Origin of the sequence: Streptomyces sp. NPDC049915 (assembly GCF_040656475.1) — a bacterium.
GTDB lineage: Bacteria > Actinomycetota > Actinomycetes > Streptomycetales > Streptomycetaceae > Streptomyces.
Map to the genome: position 1 here is coordinate 497567 of NZ_JBFAMH010000002.1, position 25030 is coordinate 522596.

Below are 25030 nucleotides of genomic sequence, written 5' to 3' on the forward strand. Positions count from 1 at the left end.
CTCCTCGATAGGGCGCTGGCGGGCCTCCTCAGGCTCCGCCGCCTGGCGCGCGGGAGCGCGGCGTCGTCGATGCCCGCCCCTAGTATCTCCGTTCCTGGGCACGATCCGAACAGGAGGGGTGAACTGACCAGTGGAAATCTCCGCCACCGGGCGCCTCGAGGTCCGTATCACCACTGCTGACGTGGGCAAACGGGTCTCGGTACGACGCCTTGACGACACCGGCGTGGCTGGGGAGAAATTCACCGACACGGTGGGTGTTCTCACATCATGGAACGACGGTGTGCTGCTGATCACACGTAAGGACGGGGAATCCGTCCGGATCGCGGAATCCTCGCTGGTCGCGGGGAAGGTCATCCCGGCCGCCCCGGCGCGTCGCCGCGGCCCCGCGACCTCCTACGAGGAGCTGGCGCACGTCTGCACGCGCGCGTGGCAGCCGCTGGAGAGCGAGCGCCTCGGCGAGTGGGAGCTGCGGGCGTCCGCCGGGTTCACCCGGCGGGCCAACTCGGCGCTGCCGCTCGGCGACCCCGGCCTGCCCCTCGACGAGGCGCTGACGGCCGTACGAGGCTGGTACGGCGAACGCGGACTGCCCGCCTACGTCCAGACCGCGACCGGCGCCGAGGGCACCCAGGAGCTGCTGTGCGCGGAGCTGGACCGGCGCGGCTGGGTGCGCGAGGTGAGCGCCGAGCTGTGGATCGGGGGGCTGGCCCCGGTCGCCGATCTCGCCGAGCCGGCCGGGGTCGCGCTGTCCCGCCGGGCCGACGAGGCGTGGCTGGCCCGCTACCAGCGCAGGGGGGTGAGCGAGGTGGCGCTGAAGGTGCTGCACAGCGGCCCGTCGGTGTGGTTCGCGACCGTACCTGGTCGCGCGGGTGAGCCGCCGGCCGCCATCGGCCGCTGTGTGGTGGACGGCCGCTGGGCCGGCTTCGCCGCCGTAGAGGTCGACCCGGCGCGGCGGCGGCAGGGGCTGGCGACCGCCGTCATGGCCGCGCTGGCCCAGCGGGCGCTCGACGAGGGCGCCTCGGCCGCCTGGCTCCAGGTCGAGACGGACAACGCGGCCGCGCGGGCGCTGTACGCCGGGATGGGCTTCGCGGCGCATCACGCGTACCACCACTACCGCGAGCCCGGATCCGGGAAGGCGTGATCCCCTGATGCGTCCCCCGTTCCCACCGTTCCCCCCGCCGCCCGAGCGTTCGGCCGAACTGCGCGACCGTTTCGCCGCCGAGGCTCGGGCCGAGCGACCCGACCTGTCCGCGCTGTGCCTGCTGATCGGCGCAGTGGCGGACGGCTCGCTGGACGAGGCCGGCCTGGACGCGGCGCAGATGGAGCTGGACCGGCTGGCCGGGCAGCTGCCGTTCCGCCCCGGTGGCCCCGCGGACTGGGCGGACGCGCTCCACCGCGTCCTCGGCGACCGCCTCGGGTTCCACGGCACGCCCGGCGACTACCGCCACCTCGAGTCGTCGTTGCTGCACGAGGTGCTGCGCCGCCGCCGGGGCCTGCCCATCCTGCTGTCGGTGGTGTGGATGGAGGTCGCGCGCCGCGCCGGGGCGCCGGTGTACGGCGTGGCCCTGCCGGGTCACTTCGTGGTCGGCTTCGGCCCCGAGGAGGACCAGGTCCTCGCCGACCCCTTCGACCGGGGGCGGGTCCTGACGGGCCCGGACGCCGAACTCCTGGTCGTCGGCGCGACGGGTGCCACTTTGCATCCGTCGCACCTCGCCCCCGCCGACCCCCTGGACGTCATCCTGCGCATCCTGAACAACATCCGTGCCTGGGCGGCGGCCCGCCCGGAACGCTCGGACGTCTCCCTGTGGGCGGTCGACCTGTCCCTCCTCCTCCCCTCGCACCCGGCCCGCCTGCGCCAGGAACGCGCCGAGATCCTGATCCGCCGCGGCGAGTTCACCGCGGGCGCGGAGGAGTTGGAGGCGTACGCGGAGGTGGTGGCGGCGGTGGACGAGAGCGCGGCGGAACAGCTGCGGGGGGAAGCGCGGGCGGCGCGGGCGTTGCTCAACTGACGGGCATCACCGCGAGCCGGCGGGAGCGGAACGGGAACCTCCCCCGATCTTCGCCCCTCTTACGCCGCGGCTCCGGCTCGCACACGTCACTCCGGCGGTGACGCCTGTGCGCGACTCCGGGGGATTTGTCGCCCATCATCACCCACGCGCACAAAAACGGGGAAAGCATGCATCGCGGTTTCCCGCTTCGGTGGTCGCACGGCACCGTCGCGGAGCTTCTGACCGGCCGCAACAACAGCCTGGGCCTGCTCAGGCTGTGTCTGGCCCTGGCGGTGGTCTTCTCACATGCCCGCGTCCTGGGGTACGGCGGGAAGGAGTACCTGCACTACTTCAGCGGCGGTCAGGCCGACCTCGGCAAACTCGCCGTCTACGGCTTCTTCGTCCTGTCCGGGATTCTCGTCACCCGCAGCGGGGCACGGCTGACGGTCGGCCGCTTCCTCTGGCACCGGATGCTGCGCATACTCCCCGGTTTCTGGGTGTGCCTGGGCGTCACGGCCTTCGTCCTGGCACCCCTGCTGTACTGGCACCTGCACTCCACGTTCCACGGTCTCAACGGCCCCCACGGACCGGTGGACTACCTGCGCGCCGACTGGGGCCTGTCGACGGACGAGCAGGACATATCACACATCATGACCGACGCGCGCTCGGCGGGACGCACCCACGCCGTCTCCTTCAACGGCGCGCTGTGGAGCCTGCATTACGAGGTGATGTGCTACGTCGGCGTGGCCGTCCTCGCCGTCACCGGCATCCTCACCCGTGCCCGCCGTGCCGTCCTGGTCATCACGGCGGTGCTGGGCTGGCTGGTCATACGGCACGCGAGCCGGGACCCCCTCTGGGCAGGCCAGTACGACTCCCACTACCTGCACTACGTCCGCCTGCCCCTGGTGGGTCAGGTCAGCCCGAGCTTCATGATCTACCTGGGCTTCGCCTTCGGCCTCGGCGCGCTCGTCGAGGCCGCCCGTCACCGAATACCCGTGAGCGACCCCCTGGGCGCCGCGTCCCTCCTGGTCCTGTTCGGCAGCCTCCACTACGGCTACCTCTTCACCGTCGGCATACCGGCCTTCGCCTACGTGCTCGTCTGGCTCGCCGTCCGCCTCCCGGCGCCCTTCCGCCGCATCGGTGCCCGCAACGACTACTCCTACGGGATCTACATCTACGGCTTCCCGGTGCAGCAGACGCTCGCCCTGCTCGGCTGGACCCGGTGGGGCATCGGCGCCTACCTCGCCCTCACCCTGGTCTTCACCCTGCTGCTGGCGGCAGCCTCCTGGCACCTCGTCGAACGCCCCGCTCTGCGATGGAAGGACGTCGGCAAGGGCCATGGCGGCAAGCCCACGCTCTCCTCCCGGCCTGTCCACAGGCACGTGCCGGAGCGACGCACCGCCGATGCGACGGCGGGCCGTCGGTAGAGCCCGCTCAGCCGACGAGAGACACGAACCCGGCCCAGGCCTCCGGCGTGAACGTGAGGCGGGGGCCGGTGGTGTTCTTGGAGTCTCGTATGTGGACGGTGCCGGGGGTGGTGGCCATCTCCACGCAGGAGTCGCCCTCGCTGCTGCTGCTGTAGCTGCTCTTGAACCAGTCCAGCTCGGTGGCGTCCCCGGCCGGCGTGTTGTGGATCATGTCTCCCCCAGCAGTTGCTCGATGAAGGCCGTCGACTCACGCGGTGTGAGCGCCTGCGCCCGGATGATGCCGTACCGCAGCTCAAGGATACGGAGCTGCCTCGGCTCGGACACCGGCCGGCCGTTGGCCACGACGGGGGACCGCCCCACGGCCGTACCGTCCTCGAACTTCAGGACCTCGATCCCGCCGGCCAGCCCCGCGTGTTCCTCCCGGTCCACCGGCATCACCTGGAGCTCGACGTTCCGCAACTGCGCCGTCGCCACGAGGTGTTCGAGCTGGCGGCGCAGGATCTGCCTTCCGCCGAGAGGGCGGCGCAGCGTCCACTCCTCCAGTACGAAGCTGAGTTCGGGCGCCGGGTCCCGCTCGAAGACCGACTTGCGTGCCACCCGCGCCGCGATGAACCGCTCGACCTCGCCCTCGGTGTACGCGGGTCGCCGCATGCGAAGCAGGGCACGTGCATACTCCGGCGTCTGGAGCAGGCGTGGATGTTCAGCGGGTCGTACAGCTGGAGTTCGACCGCGCGGGCCTCCATCTGCGCCAGGTCCCGCACCTTCTTCGGGTACCGGACCTTCTTCACGTCCTCCTTCATCGCCGAGAGCAGGCCGCCCGCCCCCAGCACCTCGTCCGCCTTGTCCAGGTACTCGGGCCGGGGAATCCGTTCTCCGCGCTCGATCTTGTAGACCATGTCCTCGCCGTAGCCCACGGCCGTCGCGAACTCACCGGCCTTCATCCCCACGGCCTCCCGGCGCAGGCGCAGTTGCCGTCCGACCGTGGCGACGACCGCGAGGGCCCAGTCGTCGTCCGGGTCCACCTCCCAGGCCGGCTCCTCCACTTCGACATCCTCCGACATGCCGCCTCCCCTCACTCCGGCAGCCACCGTGCGCAACCGCGTCGTCACAACACGGTAGCGAGGTGCGGCCACGCTGAGTGACGGAAATCGGAAACCCGGCGTACGGGCCGGAGGTTAGTGCGGGCGCCTCCTGATGCGGACCCAGATGTCCCTCGCCCGGCGGCCCGCCTCCGTGCGGCTTTCGGCGACCAGGCGTGTGGCCTGTTCCGGGGTTTCCACCATGGGGCCCGAGCCGCGCAGGGGGCGGCCGGCCGTCTCGTAGAGGACCAGGCTGGAGAGCAGGCCGACGACGCCCGCGCCCATCAGGTAGTACGCCGGGATCATCTTGTCGTCCAGGCCGGTCACCAGGGCCGAGGTGAACAGCGGTGTCGTGCCGCCGAAGAGGGAGACCGAGACGTTGAAGGCGATCGACAGGGCGCCGTAGCGGATGCGGGTCGGGAAGAGGGCGGGCAGGGTCGCCGCCGAGGTGCCCGCGAAGCAGACCAGGAGCAGGCCGAGGATCAGGCAGCCGATCGCCGGGCCGAGGATGCCGCCCTGCCGGATCAGCAGGAACGCCGGGATCGACAGGGCGATCAGGGCCACGCTGCCCGCCATGAAGACCGGGCGGCGGCCCCAGCGGTCCGTGGAGCGGCCGACTGTGGTGATGGTGAGGGCCACGACGACCATCGTGCCCAGCACCAGGAGCTGCGCGGTGTTCTCGTCCTGGCCGAGAGTCGCCGTCATGTAGGTGGGCAGGTAGGACGTCACCATGTAGTTGGTGACGTTGTAGAGCAGGACCAGGCCCATGCAGATCAGGACCGCCTGCCAGTGGTGGACGAAGATGTCCCTCAGCCGGCCGTGGCCCGACTGGCGGGCCTCCTCCACCGGATCCTCCCCGTCGGCGGCACGCTGGGCCGCCCGCTCCTGGTCGGCCAGTTCGGCCTCGCGCTGGAAGGCGGGGGTCTCCTCCAGCTTCAGCCGGACGTACAGGCCGATCACCCCGATGGGACCCGCGATCAGGAACGGGATGCGCCAGCCGTAGTCCTGCATGCCGCCGCTGCCCAGGGCCGCGGTGAGCCCGGTGACCAGGGCGGAGCCGAGGGCGTAGCCGACGAAGGTGCCGAAGTCGAGCCAGCTGCCGAGGAAGCCGCGCCGGGTGTCGGGGGCGTACTCGGCGATATAGGTGGTCGCGCCCGCGTACTCGCCGCCCGTGGAGAACCCCTGGACCAGGCGGCACAGGAGCAGCAGCAGCGGTGCCACGAAGCCCACCGCGGCGTACGAGGGCAGGAAGCCGACCGCGAACGTGCTGACCGCCATCATCACCATGGTGGCCGCGAGCACGCGCTGGCGGCCGATGCGGTCGCCGAGCGGGCCGAAGACGATGCCGCCGAGGGGGCGGACCACGAACGCGGCGGCGAAGGTGGCGAAGGTCGACACCACCTGGGCGCCCGGTGAGCTGGAGGGGAAGAAGACCTTGCCGAGGACGGGGGCGACGTAGGCGTACACGCCGAAGTCGAACCACTCCATCATGTTGCCCATCGCGGCCGCCGAGACCGCGCGGCGCACGGCCGGGCGGTCGGTGACGGTGACGTCCGCGGGGGTCAGCACCCGCTTGCGCCGGCGCAGCAGGGTCCGCAGCATCCGGTCCGTGGCCGGGTGGCCGCCGCGGCCGGGGACGGGACGGTTCCGGTCGGGCGGCGGGGCAGAGCCGTTACGCATCAGATCACCGCAAACACCACTCGGGGAACGATTTCGGGCCATTATCCACCCGTGATCGTCTGCCCACCGGATGCCCCGTCACACGTACCCGAAGCGGGGCCGGACGGGCGTCGTCCGCGGCAGGGCTACAGCCAGCCCTTCTCCCGCGCGATCCGTACCGCCTCCGCCCTGTTGCGGACCGCCAGTTTCTGGATCGCCGTCGAGAGGTAGTTGCGGACCGTGCCCTGGGACAGATGCAGGGCGGCGGCCAGTTCGGCGTTGGTGGAGCCGTCGGCCGCGGCGCGCAGCACCTCGCGTTCGCGGTCGGTCAGCGGGTTCGCGCCCTCGGCGAGCGCGGCCGCCGCGAGCGTCGGGTCGATGACCCGCTCGCCGGCCAGCACCTTGCGTACCGCGGCGGCGAGTTGGGCGGCCGGCGCGTCCTTGACCAGGAAGGCGTCGGCGCCGGCCTCCATCGCGCTGCGCAGATAGCCGGGGCGGCCGAAGGTGGTGAGCACCACCAGCTTGAGCGCCGGGAACTCCCGGTGCAGCAGGCCCGCCGCCTCGATGCCGGTCATGCCCGGCATCTCGATGTCGAGGAGGGCCACGTCCAGGTCGTGCTCGCGGGCGGCCGGGAGCACCTCGTCGCCCCGGGCGACCTGCGCGACGACCTCGATGTCCTCCTCCAGGCCGAGCAGTGCGGCCAGGGCCTCGCGGACCATCGACTGGTCCTCCGCCAGCAGGACCTTGATCGTGGGGCTCATGCCCCGGATCCTACGTGCCGGGCGGTACCGGCCGGTACGCGGGCGACGAGTCGGAAACCGTGCTTGAACCGGCCGGCGTCCAGCGTGCCGCCCGCCTTCTCGAGCCGTTCCGTCAGGCCGGTGAGCCCGTTGCCGGGACCGGTGCCGGGGCCGCCGCTGCCGTTGTCCTCGACGGTGAGCTGGACGACGGGCCCGTCCAGGGTCTGGTGCCGGGTCAGCTCCACCGCGCAACGGCGGGCGCCGCTGTGCCGCACCACGTTGGTGATCGCCTCGCGCAACGCCCAGGCGAGCGCCGCCTCGATCTCCTCGGGCAGGCCGGTGAGGTCGGGATCGGCGGGGAGTTCGGCGCTGACCCCGGCCGCCGTCAGCGCGACCTGTGCGCCGGCGATCTCGGCGGCCAGGCGCGGGCGACGGTAACCGGTGACGGCCTCGCGAACGTCCACCAGCGCCTGGCGGCTGACCTGTTCGATGTCGGCGACCTGCTGGGCCGCCTTGTCCGGGTGGCCGGGGAGCATCCGGCCGGCCAGCTCGCTCTTCAGCGTGATCAGGGACAGCGAGTGGCCCAGCAGGTCGTGCAGGTCGCGGGCGAGCCGCAGCCGCTCCTCGTTGGCGGCGAGCTGGGCGACGGTGGCCCGGGCCTTGCGCAACTCGATCGTCGTGCGGACCAGTTGACCGACGCCGCTCATCGCGAACCCGATGAGCAGCACCAGCAGGAACAGGCCGCGCGCCTCCTTCTCGTTGGAGTGCAGTCCGACCAGGTACATGACCACGGCCACCGCGGGGACGGCCCAGTACGCGGCGCGCAGCGGCAGGGTGGCCCCGCAGGCGACCGACACGTACACGAACAGACCCAGCCAGGCGCTGCCCAGGGTGTAGGCCAGCAGCGGGGCGAGGACGCCGAGGACCGCGGTCAGCGAGATGACGAGCGGCGCGGAGAACGGCCGTCCCATGTTCCGGAAGACCAGCGTCAGGTACGCGCCGACGAAGGCGGCGAGCCCCACCGAGCCGGCGGCGGTGGCCGCGCCGGTGTGATGGCCTCCCACCAGGTCGCCGATCGGTGAGGCCAGGAACACGAGCCAGACGCCGATCCACAGGATCTTGACGTACATCTCGCGCCGGGTCCGCGGGGGCCATCCCAGCCGCACCGTGCGTTCGGAACCGTCCGCGCCGTTGTGGTCCGCCGTCATGGTGCTCACGCCTTCAGCGTGTCCTTCCGGTACAGCCACGCCGCTCCGCCCGCGAAGAGGAGGAAGAAGACGGCGAGGATGGCGATGTCCTGGCTCTGCGGGGCCTGGCTCTGTTCGATGGACCGCCCCAGGGCAGCGTACGCGTGCGTGGGCAGCCACTCGGCGATGTCCTGCAGCCACTGCGGGAAGGTGGTCGTCGGCATCCACAGGCCGCCCAGTATGGACAGGCCGAAGTAGGTGATCATCGTGATCGGCCGTACCGCGTCCCCGCCGGCCAGGTAGCCGAGGGCGACGCCGAGCGCGGCGAAGACCAGGCTGCCGGCCCAGATCGCGCCGGTCAGGGCGAGCCACTGCCAGGCGTCGAGGCGCACGTCCTTCACGACCGCGGCGACGACGAACACGATGACGATGGACGGCAGGCTCACCACGGCCGCGCTCGCGGTCTTGGCGAGGACGTAGCCGCGCCCGGGCAGGGTGGTCAGCCGCAGCTGCCGCACCCAGCCGCTCTCGCGCTCCTTGGCGATGCGCTCGCTGTTGCCCATCAGCACGGCCGTCAGGGCGCCGAAGGAGGCCATGGACACCATCATGTACGTCGGCAGGGTCAGCCCGCTGCCGTCGATCTCGGTGCCGGCGTCGGCGTTGCCCGCGATGATCAGGAAGAGCAGCGACGGGTAGAGCACGGAGAAGAACAGGAACTTGCGATTGCGCAGGGCGCGGGTGAGTTCCAGCTTGATCAGGCTGTTCACAGCGACTTCGCCTCCTCGGCGGCGGTGATGGCGACGAAGGCCTGCTCGAGGCCGAGTCCGGCGACTTCGAGGTTGCGGGGGTAGAGGCCGAGGCCGTACAGGGCGTGCACGGTGGCGTCGGCGTCGGAGGACTGGATGCGCACGGTCGCGCCGGACACGTCGAGGGAGGTGAGGAAGGGCAGCGCCCGCAGGGCGGCCTCGTCGATGACGCCCTCCAGGTCGAACGACACCCGGCGCGCCCCGGCCTTCGCCTTGATCTCGGCGGCGGTGCCGTCGGCCAGCAGCCGGCCCCGGTGCAGCACGAGCACGCGGTCGGCGATGGCGTCGGCCTCCTCCAGGTAGTGCGTGGCGAACAGCACCGTGCGGCCCTGGTCGGCCTGCTCGCGCATGGTCGCCCAGAAGGCCTGGCGGGTGGTGACGTCCATGCCGGTGGTCGGCTCGTCGAGGACGATCAGGTCGCTGTCGCCGGCGGTGGCGAGGGCGAAGCGCACGCGCTGGGCCTGGCCGCCGGAGAGCTTGTTGACCTTGCGGTCGGCGATGTTCGCGACGCCCGCGCGGGCGAGCACGTCCGAGGCGCGGTACGGCCGCGGGTGCAGGTCGCAGGCGAGGCGGACCAGCTCGGCGACGGTGACCTCGTCCATCAGGCCGCCGCTCTGCAGCATCGCGCCGACCTTCCCGGCGACGATGGCCTCGCGCGGGCTGGTGCCGAAGACGCGGACGGTGCCGGCGTCGGGCTGCTTGAGGCCCAGCAGCAGGTCGAGGGTGGTCGACTTGCCGGCGCCGTTGGGGCCCAGCAGGGCCACGGTCTCACCCGGGTGCAGCGCGAGCGACAGCCCGTCCACCGCCCGTACGTCCCCGTAGGCCTTGCTCACCTGGTCGAAACCGACCACCGGTGTGCCGGTGGCCGTCGCTGTCGTGGTCATGCCCCCATCGTCGCGGCGCGGGCACCGGCGGCGGCAGTGTCGGCTGTCCGCAGTGCCGGATGACAGATGTCATGCGGACCGGGTGACAGCGGAGGACAGCGGGCGGCACGCGGGTCGCATACGACGAAGGGGGCGCCCGGCGGTGTGCCGTGCGCCCCCTCGTCGTGGCCCGTCAGCTGGGGTCGGTGTCGATGACGGCGACCCGGTTCGTGGTGCTCTTCAGCGCCAGCCGCAGGGCGCCGTAGACGTCCTGGACGGTGACCGGGGTCTTCTGGCCGTTGGCCCGGGCGATCAGCACCCCGTCGAAGGTCTTGCCGTACAGCTCCTTCAGGGCGGCCTCGTCGTAGGAGTCGACGAGCTTGCCGTTCACGGCCTTGACCTTGAGGAACTTCCACAGCGACTTCTGCGGGCTGAAGGCGACCTTGTGCGCCGCGTCCGTCATGACGGTGACCTTGGCGGACATCGCCGGCCGGGCGAACTCCTTCATCATCCGGTCGACCTCGGCGTCGGACACCGTGGGCTGCCGGTTCGTCGTCGCCACCCGCACGGGCGTGACCGCGCCGGTCTCCACCTGGGTGCGGTACGCCTGCTCGACGGCCTGCTTGGAGGCCGCGACGTCGATGCCCTTGCCGGCCTTGCCATAGACGGCGACGGCCTTGCCGGCCTCGAAGCGGACGGTGCCGTCGGTCATCGAACCGGAGCCGCCCGCGGCGTTCTCCAGGGCGGCCTGGAGCTTCTCCTCGTCGACCGGCATGACCGGGTCGACCTGGCGCTGCTGCCCGAACAGGGAGCCGATGACGGAGACCGGGTTGTAGTCGCTCTTCGCGGCGGCGCCGACCGTGGCGTCCTCGTCGAAGTGGAGCCCCGCCTGGTCGGGCTTCAGGGTGACCGTGGAGCCGTCGACCGACAGCTTCAGCGGCTCGTTGACCCACTTGCCGAGCGCCTCGTCGAGCTTCTTGACGGCCTCGTCGCGGGTGCCGCCGCCGATGTCGACGCCGAGCACGGTGGTGCCCTTGGGCACGTCGGAGTGGTTCATCAGCAGCCCGGCGCCGTAGACGCCGGCGGCCAGGACGATCACCCCGCCGACGAGCAGCGGGAGTTTCCTGCGGCCCTTCTTCTTCGGCGGACGCGACGCGGGCACGTTCTGCGCGACGGGCTCCGGCAGCTTCGGCGGGGTCGGCGACAGCGGGGTGCCGGGGCCCGCGCCGAACGGGCCGGTGCCGCGCTCGCCGGACGGCACCACGGGGATGCCGCTGGTGACGGTGTGTCCGGAGATGTTGTCGTGAGGCTGCCCGCCGTAGCCGCCCGCGGGCGGTTCGGGGGCGAGCTGCTGCGGGGTGAGGATCGCGGTGTCGTCGCTCAGCCCGACGCCGGGAGTGGTTCCGGGAGCCCAGACTCCGGGCACGCCCGGCGGGGTGTTCCCGGGGGCGGGACCGGCCGCGCCGGGGACCGGCGGTACGAGGGGACCGTCGCCCGTGACCGGGCCGCTGGTGGGGCCCGAGGGGCCCTGGGGGCCGCGGCCACCGGGCGCGCCGGGGCCACCAGGACCGTTGAAGCCGGTGCGGTTGCCGGGACCGCCCGGACCGGCGGGGCTGCCGGGGCCGCCCGGGGTGTCGAAGTCGCGGCGGTCGTCGCCGCCCTCGGCGAAGTACGGCAGGTCGTCGCGGGTGGGCGCGTCGGTGCCGGGGCGCGCCGAACTGCCCAGCGGGCCCGCGCCGAGCGCCTCGGTGACGTCGAAGGAGCCGGTGCCGCCGCCGTGGCCGGGCGCGACCGGGCCGCCGGTGGCGCCGGACAGACCGGAACCGGTGCCCGCGCGGGCGGAGCCGCCGGCACCCGGCAGACCGGAGCCGTTGCTCCCGCCGGAGCGGGCGGAGCCGTTGGCGCCGGGCGCGCTCATCGAGCCGACCACACCGCCGGGGCGCCCCGCGCCCGGGCCCGTGGGCGCGCCGGAACCGTCGGGCGCGGACGCCGCGTTGCCGGCTGGAGCGGCCTGGCCGCCCTTGGGCGCGGAGGACTTGCGGGGCGCGAACCAGTCGCTGGCCTTCTCCTCCGCCTGCGGTCCGGACTCGGCGGACGGCTCGACGGTGCCGGTGGACGTGGCGGCGGCCGCGGACTGCGGCTCGGCGCTCCCGCCCACGGCGGCGTCCGTGTCGCCGACGGGCTTGCGCACGACGACGGGCGGAATCGGCCGGGATCCGGGGATGTTGATCCGGATCCGGGTCGTCAGCGTCGTCTCGGTCTTCTTCTCCTCCGGCTGCGTGCCCGCACGGCCCGCGTCCGTACCGTCACCGGAAGCCGTCGGCGTTCCGTACGGCGGAGTCCCCGAGGGGTAGGCGGCTCCGCCGCGCCCCTTGGGCCCGGAGGACGGAGTGTCAGTTTCACGACTCAAGGCAGGTTCTCCCGGTTGGCTCCGCCGCCCGCGTCATCGTCCTTCGCTGGGGGTCCCCCCGGCTCGTGGAGCCTGGGGGCGTCTCGGCGGCGCGCACCACCATACTGGCCACTTCTGGCCCGTATCCCACGACCGCTGGGGAAACCCACACGGGACTCGCACGAGCGCGCTGCGGCGAAGGGGACGTCACTTGCCAAGTCGGGCGGGGTCCGGCCCCGGTTGACGCCCCCCGCCGAGGGTGGCGCAGATCACAGCCACGGCCATGCCGCCGAGCAGGAAGAGATAGGAGCCGCCGCCGGCGCCGAACAGGAAGTCGCCTTCCGGGCGGCTGGCGGTGAGGAAGATTACGGTGACCATCCAGCCTGCGACGGGAGCGACGGCCCCAGCCCGGCTGCCCGCGGCGCGCGCCCCGCCGAGGAAGAGTCCGGCCGCTCCGGCGAGCGCCAGCAGCAGCCCGCCCGGGAACCATGCGGCCTGCACCAGCGCCCCGGCCACGGCGACGACCCCGCCGAGGACGAACAGGCCGAGGTAGGCGGCGGCCCGCCCGGGGGACAGCGGCCGCAGCGGCTGGGCTAGCAGGGAACCGGATCCGCGCTGCTCCATCACGCCTCCCCGATCCCGGCGAACAGGTCGCTCTCGCGCGAGTTCCCGCGCTCCCCGTGCACCAACTCGTAGTACTCGGTGGTGAACATGGGCTGTGCCAGCTCGTTGGAGAGCGCGAAGTACGGCCGCCCGGGGGCGACCTCGATCTGGGTGGCGTGCGCGGCCATCGCGGCGGCCTTGGCGGCGGAGTGCGCACTGCCGTCGACGGCGGTGGTCACCCGGTCGTCGGCGACGACACCGGGTACGTCGTCGACCGTGGCCGTCTTGGTGAACGGCAGCCCCGGCAGCTCCTGCTGGAGGCGGGCGAAGGAGTCGTCGGCGACCGTGCGCGGCACCCGGTTGAAGTAGATCTTGGGGATGGGCCGGCCGGCGTCGGCGGCGAGTTCGGCGGCGCGCATGGCGACGCGGTGCGCCTGGATGTGGTCGGGGTGGCCGTAGCCGCCGTTGTCGTCGTAGGTGACCAGGACCTGGGGCCGTACCTCGAGGATCACCTGAACGAGGTGTCCGGCGGCCTCGTCGAGGTCGGCCTGCCAGAAGCAGGCGGGGTCGTCGTTGTCGGGCAGGCCCATCATCCCGGAGTCGGTGTAGCGGCCGGCGCCGCCGAGCAGCCGGTGGTCGTGGACGCCGAGCTCGCGCATGGCCGCGGCCAGCTCGCCCAGCCGGTGCCGGCCCAGCGCGGCGCCGGTCAGATGCCGCAGCTCGGGCGGGATGACCTCGCCGCGCTCCCCGAGGGTGCAGGTCACCAGCGTGACCTGGGCGCCCTCGGCGGCGTACTTGGCCATGGTGGCGCCGTTGTTGATCGACTCGTCGTCCGGGTGCGCGTGCACCAGCAGCAGACGTCGGGAGGGCAGAGCGGTCATGGGGCCACCCTAAGGGTGGCGGCCCATGACGGCCCGCGACGGTCCCCGGGCGGACGGCCCGGAGGGTGGTACGGCAGCTCAGAACTTGATGCTGCCGATCATTCCCGCGATGTTCGAGGTCAGGTCGCTGATGGTGGGCGCGACCGTCGAGGATGCGAGATAGAAGCCGAGCAGCATGCAGACGATCGCGTGCCCCGCCTTGAGCCCGGACTTCTTGACCAGCAGGAAGACGATGATCGCCAGCAGCACCACCGCCGAAATCGAGAGTGCCACGGCGGTTCACCTCCAAACAGAGCAGGGCACTTCGTAAGTCCATGCAAGAGCCGACAGGTTCATACCCACACAGCGTTAGTGATCATAGCTTTACGTACTCGCGCATGGCTCGGCGCACGGGCGCACAAGGGGGCTCATGGCCAATATGGTCAGGGCATGACGAGCGAGCCTGACTCCTTCCCGCGGCGGCATGCCCGCACCCAGCGATTCACCCTCGGCGCGCCGCGTTCGTTCACCGTCGCGCCCGACGGTTCCCGTGTCGTGTTCCTGCGGTCGTCCTCCGGCACCGACCGGGCCGGCGCGCTGTGGGTCCTCGACGTGGCCGACGGCGCCGAGCGCATGGCGGCCGACCCGTACGCCCTGCTCGGCGGGGCCCTGGAGAACCTGTCGCCCGAGGAGCGCGCGCGCCGCGAGCGCAGCCGGGAGGGCGGCGCCGGCATCGTCGGCTACGCCACCGACGCGGCCGTCGAACTGGCCTCCTTCGCCTTGTCGGGGCGGCTTTTCACGGCCGAGCTGCGCGCCGGTACGGCACGTGAACTGCGCGTTCCGGGGCCGGTGATCGACCCGCGCCCCTCCCCCGACGGCCGCCATGTCGCCTACGCCGCGGGGGGCGCCCTGCGGGTGGTCGGCGCGGAGGGCGAGGGTGACCGGGCGCTGGCGGAAGCGGAATCCGAGGGGGTGAGCTGGGGGCTGGCCGAGTTCATCGCGGCCGAGGAGATGTCGCGTTCGCGGGGTTTTTGGTGGTCGCCGCAGTCGGACCGGCTGCTGGTGGCACGCGTGGACGACACGCCGGTGGGGCGCTGGTGGATCGCCGACCCCGCTCATCCGGAACGTGAGCCACGTCATGTCGGCTATCCGGCGGCCGGGACGGCGAACGCCGAGGTGCGGCTGTTCGTGGTCGGGCTCGACGGGGTGCGCACGGAGGTCTCCTGGGACCGGGCGCGCTACCCGTATCTGGCGCGAGTGCACTGGTCAGCGGCGGGGGCGCCGCTGCTGCTGGTGCAGGCGCGGGACCAGCGCAGCCAGCTGTATCTGGCGGTGGACCCGGACACCGGGATGACCCGGATGGTGCACGCCGATGAAGATCCGATTTGGCTGGAACTTTTCGCCGGGGTGCCGGCCTGGTCACCCTCCGGACGGCTTGTCCGGATCGCGGACGAGGGTGGGGCGCGGGTCCTGGCGGTCGGGGAAAGGCCGCTGACCGGGCCGCAGTTGCACGTGCGGGCGGTGCTCGACGTCGCCGACGAGGACGTGCTGGTCTCCGCGTCCGCGGGCCAGGAGGCGGAGGCGCCGGAGACCGGTGAGGTGCACGTCTACCGGGTGAACGAGCTGGGCTGGGAGCGTCTGTCGCAGGATCCCGGGGTGCACTCGGCGGTGCGCGCCGGGGGCGTGACGGTGCTGGTGTCGGCGACGCCGGACCGGCCGGGCGCGCGGGTGCAGGTGCTGCGGGACGGCAAGCCGGTGGCGACCGTCGCGTCGTATGCCGAGGACCCCGGCCTGTCCCCGCGCCTGACGCTCACCGAGGGGGGCGCACGGCGGATCCCGTGCGCCGTGCTTATGCCTGCGGACTACCCCGGTGACACCCCCCTGCCGGTGCTCCTCGACCCCTATGGTGGCCCGCACGGTCAGCGGGTGACCGCCGCGCACAACGCGCATCTGACCTCCCAGTGGTTCGCCGACCAGGGCTTCGCCGTCGTCGTGGCGGACGGGCGGGGCACGCCGGGGCGCTCGCCGGCCTGGGAGAAGGCGATCCACCGCGACTTCACGGTGACCCTGGACGACCAGATCGAGGCGCTGCAGGACCTCGCACAGCGCTACCCCCTGGACCTGACCCGGGTCGCCATCCGCGGCTGGTCCTACGGCGGTTACCTCGCAGCCCTGGCCGTACTGCGCCGGCCGGACGTCTTCCACGCCGGCATCGCGGGCGCCCCGGTCGCCGACTGGCGGCTGTACGACACGCACTACACCGAGCGCTACCTCGGCGACCCGGGCGCGGACCCGGCGCCGTACGCGCACAGCTCCCTGGTGGACGACGGCGGTCTGGTCTCCCCCGCCGAACCGCACCGCCCGCTGATGGTGATCCACGGCCTCGCCGACGACAACGTCGTGGTCGCCCACTCGCTGCGCCTGTCCTCGGCCCTGCTGGCCGCGGGCCGCCCGCACGAGGTGCTCCCCCTGTCCGGGGTGACCCACATGACCCCCCAGGAACAGGTCGCGGAGAACCTGCTCCTGCTCCAGGTGGACTTCCTCCGGCGGGCCCTCGCATAGCGGCACAAAGAACCGCGAACTCCGTTAACACACCGGCAACTTGGTGGAAGCGGCACCGATATACGGACGCGCGAGACTGATCAGCGTACGGCCGTGCGGGTGCCGTGAGCGGGCCGGGGTGGCAGCGATGTCACCCCGGCCCGTCTCCTTGTTGCGGCGGGCGCTGCTCGGTGGGCACCTCGGGCGGCCGGCCGGGGCGGTCCTCCCCGGGGACGACCTGTTTCTCCTCGGCGAAGTGGCAGGCCGAGGGGTGGGCGGCCCGGCCGCCGGGCAGGTGCGGCGGGATCGTCAGGAGCGGCACCTCCAGCGCGCAGCGTTCGCGGGCCTTGAAGCAGCGGGTGCGGAAGCGGCAGCCGGAGGGGATGTTCGTCGGGGACGGGACGTCGCCGGCGAGGATGATGCGCTCACGGTGTTCGCGGGCCTCCGGATCGGGGACCGGGACCGCGGAGAGCAGCGCCTGGGTGTACGGGTGCGTGGGGTGGACGTAGATCTGCTCGTCCGTGCCGATCTCGACGATGCGGCCCAGGTACATCACGCCGACGCGGTCCGAGATGTGCCGGACGATCGACAGGTCGTGCGCGATGAAGACGTAGGAGAGGTCGAACTCGCTCTGCAGGCGGTCCATCAGGTTGATGACCTGCGCCTGCACCGACACGTCCAGCGCCGAGACCGGCTCGTCGGCGACGATCACCTCCGGGCGCAGCGCTAGGCCCCGGGCGATGCCGATGCGCTGGCGCTGGCCGCCGGAGAACTGGTGCGGGTAGCGGTTGATGTACTCGGGGTTCAGACCGACGACGTCCAGCAGGTCCTGCACCTTGCGGCGCCGGTCGCCCTTCGGGGCCACCTCGGGGTGGATGTCGAAGGGCTCGCCGATGATGTCGCCGACCGTCATCCGCGGGTTGAGCGAGGTGTACGGGTCCTGGAACACCATCTGGATGTTGCGGCGGACCGCCTTCATCGCGCGCCCGGAGAGCCTCGTGACGTCCTCGCCCTTGTAGCGGATCTGCCCGGCGGTCGGCCGTTCCAGGTTGACCAGCATCTTGGCGACCGTGGACTTGCCGCAGCCGGACTCGCCGACGATGCCGAGGGTCTCGCCCCGGTCCAGGGTGAAGTCGACGCCGTCGACGGCCTTCACCGCACCGACCTGCTTCTTGAACAGGATGCCCTGGGTGAGCGGGTAGTGCTTGACCAGCCCGCTGACCTCGAGGATCGGCTCAGCCATGCAGGCACTCCCGGAAGAAGTGGCAGGCGCTGCCGCGCTCTTCGGACACCTCGTACAGCGGCGGCACGTCCGTGCGGCACACGTCCCGGGCCATGGGGCAGCGCGGGTGGAAGGCACAACCGGGCGGGATGTTCATGAGGTTGGGCGGCAGGCCCTTGATGGCGTACAGCTCGTGGCCCTTCTGGTCCAGCCGCGGGATGGAGTCCAGCAGGCCGCGGGTGTACGGGTGGGCAGGCGCCTTGTAGATGTCGTGCACCGGCGCCGACTCCACGATGCGGCCGGCGTACATCACGGCGATCCTGTCGGCGACGTCGGCGACCACGCCGAGGTCGTGGGTGATGAGGATCAGGCCCATGTTGTACTCGCGCTGGAGGTCGGCGAGCAGCTCCATCACCTGGGCCTGGACCGTCACGTCCAGGGCCGTGGTCGGCTCGTCGGCGATGATGAGCGCGGGTTCCAGGGCCAGCGCCATGGCGATCATGATGCGCTGGCGCATACCGCCGGAGAACTGGTGCGGGTACTGCCGCACCCGCTCCTTGGCGGCCGGGATGCGCACCCGTTCCATCAGCTCCACGGCCTTGGCGCGGGCCTCCTTGGTCGTCATCCCGCGGTGCACCACGAACATCTCGCCGAGCTGGTCGCCGACCGTCATCACCGGGTTGAGGGAGCTGAGCGCGTCCTGGAAGATCATCGCCATCCCGGCGCCGCGGATCTTGCGCCGCTCGTCCTCCTTCAGCTTCAGCAGGTCCTTGCCCTGGAAGAGGATCTCGCCGCCGGTGATCCGGCCCGGCGGCATGTCGAGGATGCCCATGACGGTCTGTGCGGTGACCGACTTGCCGGACCCGGACTCACCGAGCACGGCGAGCGTCTCCCCCGCTTCCACGCCGTAGGTGACACCGTTGACGGCCTTGGCGACCCCGTCCCGCGTCCGGAACTCCACGTGCAGATCACGCACTTCGAGCAGCACGGCGACTCACCTCAGCTTCGGATCGAGGGCGTCGCGGACCGCGTCGCCGAGCATGATGAAGGCCAGCACCGTGACGGCCAGGGCGCCGGAGGGCCACAGCAGGGCGTGCGGGGCGTTGCGGATGTAGGGCGCGGCGGCGGAGATGTCGATGCCCCAGGACACGCTGGGCGGTTTCAGGCCGACGCCGAGGAAGGACAGGGTGGCCTCCAGGGCGATGTACGTGCCGAGCGCGATGGTCGCCACGACGATCACCGGGGCGACCGCGTTGGGCGTGATGTGCCGCAGCAGGATGCGGGAGCTGGAGGCACCGAGCGCGCGGGCGGCCTGTACGTAGTCGTTCTGCTTGGCGGTGATGACCGAGCCGCGGGCGATGCGGGAGAGCTGCGGCCAGCCCAGCAGCACGATGAAGCCGACGACCGGCCAGACGGTGTTGCTGGTGACCACGGACAGCAGCACCAGGCCGCCGAGCACGACCGGGATCGCGAAGAAGATGTCGGTGATCCGGGACAGGAACCCGTCCCAGGCGCCACCGAAGTACCCGGCGAGCCCGCCCAGCACGCTGCCGAGCAGCGCGACGCCGAGCGTGGCGCACACGCCGACCGTCACCGACGTACGGGCGCCGTACACGGTGCGCGTGTACACGTCGCAGCCCTGGCCGTCGTAGCCGAAGGGATGGCCGGCCGAGGAGCCCTGCTGGGCCTTGGACAGGTCGCACTTGAGGGGGGAGCCGGAGGTGATGGCCGACGGCCACAGGGAGATGAAGACCAGGAAGAGGATGATGACCCCGGAGATCAGGAACACCGGGTTGCGGCGCAGGTCGCGCCAGGCGTCGGACCACAGGGAGCGCGGCTTGGCCTGCGGACCGGTGCCCTGCGGGCCGCCCGGCGTCTTCTCCAGCGTCGTCGCTTCACTGGACGCGAGGTCCATCGCGCCGCCCATGCCGGTGCCGGCGATGGCGCCCTCGGGCTCGTACGGCTGCTCAGGCATAGCGGATCCTCGGGTCGAGTACGGCGTACAGCAGGTCGACGACCAGGTTGGCGACCAGGAAGACCAGCACGAGGACGGTCACGAACCCCACGACGGTCTGGGTGTTCTGCCGCAGGATGCCCTGGTAGAGCTGGTAGCCGACGCCGTGGATGTTGAAGATGCGCTCGGTGACGATCGCGCCGCCCATCAGCGCGCCGATGTCGGTGCCGATGAAGGTGACGACGGGGATGAGGGAGTTGCGCAGCAGGTGCCGGACGACGACCCGGCGTCGCGGCAGCCCCTTGGCGATGGCGGTGCGCACATAGTCCGAGCGCCGGTTCTCAGCGATGGAGGTGCGGGTGAGCCGGGTGACGTAGGCCAGGGACACCGACGCCAGCACCAGGCCGGGCACGATCAGCTCGCTGAAGGGCGCGGCCGGGGACACCGAGGGGCTGATCCAGCCCCACTCCACGCCTAGCAGCAGCTGGAGCAGCAGGCCGGTGACGAAGGTGGGCACGGAGATCACGACGAGGGTGGCGAGCAGCACCCCGGTGTCGACGGGCCGGCCGCGGCGCAGGCCGGTGACGACGCCGAGGGTGATGCCGATGACGATCTCGAAGAGGATCGCGACGATGGTCAGCCGGATGGTGACGGGGAACGCCGTCCGCATCAGCTCGGTGACCTCCTGGCCGTTGAACGCCGTACCGAAGTCACCGGTGAAGACGTTCCCCATGTAGGTCAGGTATTGCTGCCACACCGGCTTGTCGAGCCCGAACTCCTTCTTCAGCTGGGCGGCGGTGGCCGGATCGCACTGCCGCTCGCCGCACAGTCCCGCGATGGGGTCGCCCATCACGTTCACCATCAGGAAGATCAGCAGCGTCGCCCCGATGAACACCGGGATCATCTGCAGCAGACGCCGGACGACGTAGCGGCCCATGACCGGTCAGCTCACCTTGATCTCGTTGTACACGGGCACGCTGAACGGGTTCAGCTTCACGTTGGACAGGCGGTCCGACCAGCCGGCGCTGCCGTTCTGGTACCACAGCGGGATCGCGGCCATGTTGTCCCGGACGACCCCCTCGGCCTGCTGGAACAGGCCGACGGCCTGGGCGGTGTCGGTCTCCTGGTTGGCCTTGTCGACGAGGCCGTCGAACTGCTTGTTGGACCAGTGGCCGTCGTTGGAGGAGGCGTTGGTGTAGTACAGCGGCTGCAGGAAGTTCTGGATGAGCGGGTAGTCCATCTGCCAGCCGGCCCGGAAGGGGCCGCCCATCTTCTTCTGCGTGATCTGGTTGCGGAAGTCGGCGAAGGTGCCGACCGGGTTGCCGACGCACGCCTTGGTGTTGCCGAGCGCGTTGTTGATGGAGTTGCACACGGCGTCGACCCACTGCTTGTGGGAGCCGGTGTCGGCGTTGTAGGTGATCTTCACCTGGCCGCCGGGGATACCGCCGCCCTGCTGGACGTACTTCTTGGCCTCGGCCGGGTTGTAGTCGCAGAACTTCCCGCACAGGCCCGGCTTGTAGCCGCCCGCCGTGCCGAGCACGGGTGAGGTCCAGTCGGTGGCGGGGGTGCGGGTCTTCGCGAAGATCGTGTCGGTGATCTGCTTGCGGTTGATGGCCATCGACAGGCCCTGGCGGAGCTTTTCGGAGTTCGGCTTGTTCCAGCGCGCGTCGTAGAAGGGGAACGAGAGGGTCTGGATGATGCCGGCCGGGGTGTTGAGGTAGCGATCGCCCAGGTCGCTCTTGACGTTCTTCAGCTGGGCGGCCGGGACGTCGTCGACCAGGTCGAGGTTGCCGGCCATCAGGTCGGTGTAGGCGGTGTTGTTGTCGGTGTAGACCTTCAGGTCGACGCCGCCGTTCTGCGCCTTGTCCGAGCCCAGGTAGCCGTCCCACTTGCGCAGGGACATCTGCGAGCCCTTGGCGTACGACTGGATGCTGTACGGGCCGTTGCCGATCGGCTTCTTGATCCAGCCGGCGTGGTCGGTGAAGAACGCCTGCGGCAGCGGGGCGAAGGCCGGATAACCGAGGGTGTCGGGGAAGGTGGAGAACTTCTGGCTGAGCTTGACGGTGAAGGTCTGGTCGTTGACGAGCTTCAGGCCGGACAGGGTGTCCGCGGTCTGCTTGCCGCTGTCGGGGTGGACCTTGTCGTAGCCGTCGATGTAGCTGAAGAAGTAGGCGTTCTTCTGGTTGTTCTTCAGGCTCGCGCCGTAGTTCCAGGCGTCGACGAAGGACTTGGCGGTGACCTTCTCGCCGTTGGAGAAGGTCCAGCCGGGCTTGATGGTGATCTTGAAGTTCTGGGAGTCGGAGGTCTCGATCGACTGGGCGAGCATGTCCTCGGCCTTGCCGTTCTGCGGGTTGTACCGCTTCAGCCCGCGGACGATCATGTCGAGGACCTTGCCGCCCTGGACCTCGTTGGTGTTGGCCGGCTCCAGCGGGTTCTGCGGGTCGCCCCAGGAGGAGCTGAGGACGCCGCCGCCGTTGCCACCACCGCTGCCGCTGTCTCCCCCGCTTCCGCAGGCGGTCGCCGCGAGGACTACCGCGGTCGCGCAGGCGGCCCAGGTGGCGTGCGTGGCTCCGCGCATGGAGTGCCTCCTCGTCCCTGCGCCCCCGCCCGGCGACGCGGTGCCGCCGGCGCCGGGGCGCTGATCGTTATGGCCACTATCCGCTTGAATGCCACATACCTCACATTCACGCCATCCGTCCGGGGCACGGGTCGCCCGTCCGGGTGCATGCGGCCACCGCACGGGAGGGGACGGAAGAGCAGGAGATCCGGCGCCTCGTCGCACCGGATGAAGAGACGGACCCCGGGTGCGACGACACGCCGGGCACCTCGCGCGAAGCTCAAGAGTCACTCAGATCCCTTCCCTCACAGGGGAGTTGAGAGAAGGATCTGGCGTGTTCTCTTCAAGTCGGCGCGCCGGGACACGACCGGTCCGGCCGCCGGCCCGTATGTGCCTGAAAGGCGATCCATGAAGCGTGTGATGAGCGCGGCCCTGTCCACCGCTCTGCTCGGCTGCGGTGCGGTGGTGGTCTCCGCCCCGACGGCGGCCGCCGGGGTCCGGTGCGACGACACCCCCATCTACAGCATCGGCGACAAGAAGACGGTGTGGGAACCGACCAACGTGCACAGTGACTGGGCGCGGCCGGGCGTGACCATCAGCTACGCCAAGAACAAGACCGGCAGCTGGACCGCCACCGGCACGGCCACGCTGGGCACCGAGGCCGGCGTCATCTTCGCCAAGGCGTCGACGTCCTTCAGCGTCTCCGTCGGCAAGACCTGGACGAAGTCGGACACCTGGACCTACTCGGCGACGGTGCAGAAGAAGTCCGGCAAGACCAAGGGCCGCCTGATGATGTACCACGAGGCCAAGGGCTTCAGCGTCACCAAGTACCACCTGGAGCCCAACGGGCAGCAGCAGTGCGTGAAGCACAAGATCTGGAAGAAGTCGGGCATCGTCGCCCCCGCCAAGCGCAACAACAACCTGTGGGGGATCCAGTACGGGTGATGCCCACTCGTATCTCCTGAGGGAACCGGCACATACGGGAGGGCGCCGGTTCCACCCCTGCCCCGTCGGACCATGTCCGGCGGGGCTCCTTCGTGTGTGCCGGGCGTTCTCCCGAGGGGCCGTCAGGGCTTCACCTGGGGGGCTTCAGTGGACTGGACCAATGGGGTGCACAGGAAGCCGTCGAAGTGCCGTTTTCGCAGGCGGCAAGGGGTTTGACGGACCGTTGACGCGCGCAGACAGCCACTGATAGACACAGCCGTCCCCGAGTGATCAGCCACTTCCAGACACACCCGTCCCCGAGCGAGGGGCCACTTCCGGACACTGCTGTCCCCAGCGAGCGACGACGCGAGGTCACGTTCCATGAAGCGAAACGATCAGCACGGACCCGTAAGAGCGCGCCCCACCACCCGCCTCGCCGCCGCGGCCGGCACCGCCGCGCTGGCGCTGACCGCCGCGCTCGCCACCCCGCTCGCCCCCGCGCCCGCCCAGGCCGCGGCGGCGGACGGCGGCCCGAAGGTGCTCACCGTCGCCGTCGCGCAGAGCGTCGACTCGCTCAGCCCCTTCCTCGCCACCCGCCTGCTCTCCACGAGCATCAACCGGCTGATGTACGAGTACCTCACCGACTACGACCCCGGCGACGCGCACGCGGTCCCGGGCCTCGCCACCCGGTGGGCGCCCTCGGCCGACAAGCTCACCTGGACGTACACCATCCGCTCCGATGCCACCTGGTCCGACGGGCAGAAGGTCACCGCCGAGGACGCGGCCTGGACCTTCACCAAGATGATGACCGACGAGTCCGCCGCCACCGCCAACGGCAGCTTCGTCGGCAACTTCCGCAAGGTGACCGCCCCGAGCCCCACCCAACTGGTCATCGAGCTGAAGAAACCGCAGGCCACCATGACGGCGCTCGACGTGCCGATCGTGCCCAAGCACATCTGGGAGAAGGTCGGCGACTTCTCCAAGTTCAACAACGACAAGACGTTCCCCGTCGTCGGCGACGGCCCGTTCGTGCTCGCCGACTACAAGCCCGACAGCTACGTACGGCTCAAGGCCAACAAGACGTTCTGGCGTGGCGCGCCCAAGTTCGACGAGCTGGTCTTCAAGTACTACAAGGACGGTGACGCCGCCGTCGCCGCCCTGCAGAAGGGCGAGGTGTCCTTCGTCGGCAACCTCACCCCCGCCCAGGCCGCCGCCCTGAAGAACCAGCACGGCGTCAAGGTCAACGACGCCCCCGGCCGGCGCTTCTACGCCCTCGCCGTCAACCCCGGCGCCCGCGCCAAGGACGGCACCCGCCTCGGCGACGGCAACCCCACGCTGCTGGACCAGCGGGTGCGCCAGGCGCTGTTCCTCGCCGTCGACCGCAAGACGCTCATCGACAAGGTCTTCCAGGGCCACGCCGTCGAGGGCGCCGGATACATCCCGCCGCGCTTCTCCACCTACTTCTGGAAGCCTTCGGCCGAGCAGGAACTGGCCTACGACCCGGCGAAGGCAGCGCAACTCCTCGACCAGGCCGGCTACCAGAAGAACGGCTCCGGGCAGCGCGTCGGCAAGGACGGCAAGCCGCTCACCTACCGTCTGCTGTGCCACGCCACCGACCCCAACGACAAGGCCGTCGGCCAGTATCTGAAGGAGTGGTGGGGCAAGCTCGGCGTCGGCGTCCGCCTCGACTGCCTGGACAACGTCAGCGACCCCTGGCTGGCCGGCACCTACGACCTCGCCTTCGACGGCTGGTCGGTCAACCCCGACCCGGACTTCGTGCTGTCCATCCACACCTGCGCCGCCCTGCCCGCCGACGCGAAGAAGACCGGCGCGACCGACAACTTCATCTGCGACAAGCGGTTCGACGACCTGTACGCCCGTCAGCTCGCCGAGTACGACCCGGCCAAGCGGGCGGACCTGGTCAAGCAGATGGAGTCGCGGCTGTACGACACCGGGTACATGAACGTCATGGCGTACCCCAACGCGCTGGAGGCCTACCGCACCGACCAGATCGCCTCGATCGAGACGATGCCGAAGGCCGCGGGCAACATCTACGGCCAGGACGGCTACTGGAGCTGGTGGTCGGCCGAGCCCGCCGCCTCCGGCGGCTCCTCGGACTCCGGCAGCTCGACCGGCGTGGTGGTCGGGATCGTCGCGGGTGCCGTCGTCCTCGTGGGCGCCGCCGGCTTCCTCGCCCTGCGCCGCCGCTCCACCGCAGAGGACCGCGAGTAGCC

At 71.1% G+C, this 25030-nt stretch carries 21 protein-coding genes and 1 pseudogene; 6 read left to right on the forward strand and 16 right to left on the reverse strand.

The window, feature by feature from the left end:
• The first annotated feature begins 130 nt into the window (after positions 1–130).
• The 3 genes from AB0J12_RS04660 (at position 131) to AB0J12_RS04670 (ending at position 3412) form a co-directional block, all read left to right on the forward strand.
• Positions 131–1138: a GNAT family N-acetyltransferase gene (locus AB0J12_RS04660; protein WP_363262700.1), complete on the forward strand. Its 1008-nt coding sequence runs from the start codon at positions 131–133 to the stop codon at positions 1136–1138.
• A gap of 7 nt (positions 1139–1145) precedes the next feature.
• Positions 1146–2006 carry a transglutaminase-like domain-containing protein gene (locus AB0J12_RS04665; RefSeq protein ID WP_363262701.1) on the forward strand — a complete coding sequence of 287 codons (861 nt, stop codon included), beginning with the start codon at positions 1146–1148 and terminating at the stop codon, positions 2004–2006.
• Positions 2007–2173: 167 nt separating this feature from the next.
• Positions 2174–3412: an acyltransferase gene (locus AB0J12_RS04670; RefSeq protein WP_363262702.1), complete on the forward strand. Its 1239-nt coding sequence runs from the start codon at positions 2174–2176 to the stop codon at positions 3410–3412.
• Positions 3413–3419: 7 nt separating this feature from the next.
• Here the strand turns inward: AB0J12_RS04670 and AB0J12_RS04675 are convergent, their stop codons facing one another.
• The 11 genes and pseudogenes from AB0J12_RS04675 to AB0J12_RS04725 all read right to left on the reverse strand — a co-directional run bounded on the left by AB0J12_RS04675 (position 3420) and on the right by AB0J12_RS04725 (position 13892).
• Positions 3420–3623 (reverse strand): DUF397 domain-containing protein, encoded by a 204-nt coding sequence (locus AB0J12_RS04675; RefSeq protein ID WP_363262703.1) that lies wholly within the window; start codon positions 3621–3623, stop codon positions 3420–3422.
• Positions 3620–4473, reverse strand: a pseudogene (locus AB0J12_RS04680) (helix-turn-helix transcriptional regulator). Before AB0J12_RS04680 ends, AB0J12_RS04675 begins: the two are co-directional and overlap by 4 nt.
• Positions 4474–4587: 114 nt before the next feature.
• Complete coding sequence (locus AB0J12_RS04685; protein ID WP_363262759.1) at positions 4588–6093, reverse strand: MFS transporter; 1506 nt, start codon at positions 6091–6093, stop codon at positions 4588–4590.
• A 203-nt stretch (positions 6094–6296) separates the two neighbouring features.
• Positions 6297–6911, reverse strand: a complete 615-nt coding sequence (locus AB0J12_RS04690) for a response regulator transcription factor (protein WP_363262704.1) — start codon at positions 6909–6911, stop codon at positions 6297–6299.
• Positions 6908–8098 (reverse strand): histidine kinase, encoded by a 1191-nt coding sequence (locus AB0J12_RS04695; RefSeq protein ID WP_363262760.1) that lies wholly within the window; start codon positions 8096–8098, stop codon positions 6908–6910. Before AB0J12_RS04695 ends, AB0J12_RS04690 begins: the two co-directional genes overlap by 4 nt.
• A gap of 5 nt (positions 8099–8103) precedes the next feature.
• A complete protein-coding gene (locus tag AB0J12_RS04700) occupies positions 8104–8844 on the reverse strand; it encodes an ABC transporter permease (RefSeq protein WP_363262705.1) in 741 nt (246 codons plus the stop codon).
• Positions 8841–9767 (reverse strand): ABC transporter ATP-binding protein, encoded by a 927-nt coding sequence (locus AB0J12_RS04705; protein WP_363262706.1) that lies wholly within the window; start codon positions 9765–9767, stop codon positions 8841–8843. Before AB0J12_RS04705 ends, AB0J12_RS04700 begins: the two co-directional genes overlap by 4 nt.
• Before the next feature lie 172 nt (positions 9768–9939).
• On the reverse strand, positions 9940–12156 hold the full coding sequence (locus AB0J12_RS04710; RefSeq protein ID WP_363262707.1) for a hypothetical protein: 2217 nt from the start codon (positions 12154–12156) through the stop codon (positions 9940–9942).
• Between the two features lie 186 nt (positions 12157–12342).
• Positions 12343–12759 (reverse strand): DUF6113 family protein, encoded by a 417-nt coding sequence (locus AB0J12_RS04715; protein WP_363262708.1) that lies wholly within the window; start codon positions 12757–12759, stop codon positions 12343–12345.
• On the reverse strand, positions 12759–13619 hold the full coding sequence (mshB, locus tag AB0J12_RS04720) for an N-acetyl-1-D-myo-inositol-2-amino-2-deoxy-alpha-D-glucopyranoside deacetylase (protein ID WP_363262709.1): 861 nt from the start codon (positions 13617–13619) through the stop codon (positions 12759–12761). Before mshB ends, AB0J12_RS04715 begins: the two co-directional genes overlap by 1 nt.
• A gap of 78 nt (positions 13620–13697) precedes the next feature.
• Entirely contained in the window at positions 13698–13892 is a 195-nt protein-coding gene (locus tag AB0J12_RS04725; RefSeq protein WP_363262710.1) for a hypothetical protein, read from the reverse strand.
• Positions 13893–14048: 156 nt separating this feature from the next.
• Between AB0J12_RS04725 and AB0J12_RS04730 the strand changes: the two genes are divergently transcribed.
• The gene (locus tag AB0J12_RS04730) at positions 14049–16160 is read left to right on the forward strand and encodes a prolyl oligopeptidase family serine peptidase (protein ID WP_363262712.1); all 2112 of its coding nucleotides are present in this window, start codon (positions 14049–14051) and stop codon (positions 16158–16160) included.
• A gap of 130 nt (positions 16161–16290) precedes the next feature.
• Here AB0J12_RS04730 and AB0J12_RS04735 read toward each other — a convergent pair whose 3' ends face one another.
• Genes AB0J12_RS04735 through AB0J12_RS04755 form a run of 5 tightly spaced genes read right to left on the reverse strand, consistent with a single transcriptional unit; the run spans position 16291 to position 21893 of the window.
• Entirely contained in the window at positions 16291–17382 is a 1092-nt protein-coding gene (locus tag AB0J12_RS04735) for a dipeptide ABC transporter ATP-binding protein (protein WP_363262713.1), read from the reverse strand.
• Positions 17375–18349 (reverse strand): ABC transporter ATP-binding protein, encoded by a 975-nt coding sequence (locus AB0J12_RS04740; protein WP_363262714.1) that lies wholly within the window; start codon positions 18347–18349, stop codon positions 17375–17377. Before AB0J12_RS04740 ends, AB0J12_RS04735 begins: the two co-directional genes overlap by 8 nt.
• Before the next feature lie 6 nt (positions 18350–18355).
• Positions 18356–19336 carry an ABC transporter permease gene (locus AB0J12_RS04745; protein WP_363262715.1) on the reverse strand — a complete coding sequence of 327 codons (981 nt, stop codon included), beginning with the start codon at positions 19334–19336 and terminating at the stop codon, positions 18356–18358.
• Positions 19329–20252 (reverse strand): ABC transporter permease, encoded by a 924-nt coding sequence (locus AB0J12_RS04750; protein ID WP_363262716.1) that lies wholly within the window; start codon positions 20250–20252, stop codon positions 19329–19331. Before AB0J12_RS04750 ends, AB0J12_RS04745 begins: the two co-directional genes overlap by 8 nt.
• A gap of 6 nt (positions 20253–20258) precedes the next feature.
• On the reverse strand, positions 20259–21893 hold the full coding sequence (locus AB0J12_RS04755) for an ABC transporter substrate-binding protein (RefSeq protein ID WP_363262717.1): 1635 nt from the start codon (positions 21891–21893) through the stop codon (positions 20259–20261).
• Positions 21894–22280: 387 nt separating this feature from the next.
• Here AB0J12_RS04755 and AB0J12_RS04760 point away from each other — a divergent pair, with 387 nt between their 5' ends.
• Together AB0J12_RS04760 and AB0J12_RS04765 are read left to right on the forward strand one after the other, a co-directional pair.
• Complete coding sequence (locus tag AB0J12_RS04760) at positions 22281–22817, forward strand: hypothetical protein (RefSeq protein WP_363262718.1); 537 nt, start codon at positions 22281–22283, stop codon at positions 22815–22817.
• Between the two features lie 360 nt (positions 22818–23177).
• Positions 23178–25028: an ABC transporter substrate-binding protein gene (locus AB0J12_RS04765; RefSeq protein WP_363262719.1), complete on the forward strand. Its 1851-nt coding sequence runs from the start codon at positions 23178–23180 to the stop codon at positions 25026–25028.
• The last annotated feature ends 2 nt before the right edge of the window (positions 25029–25030 follow it).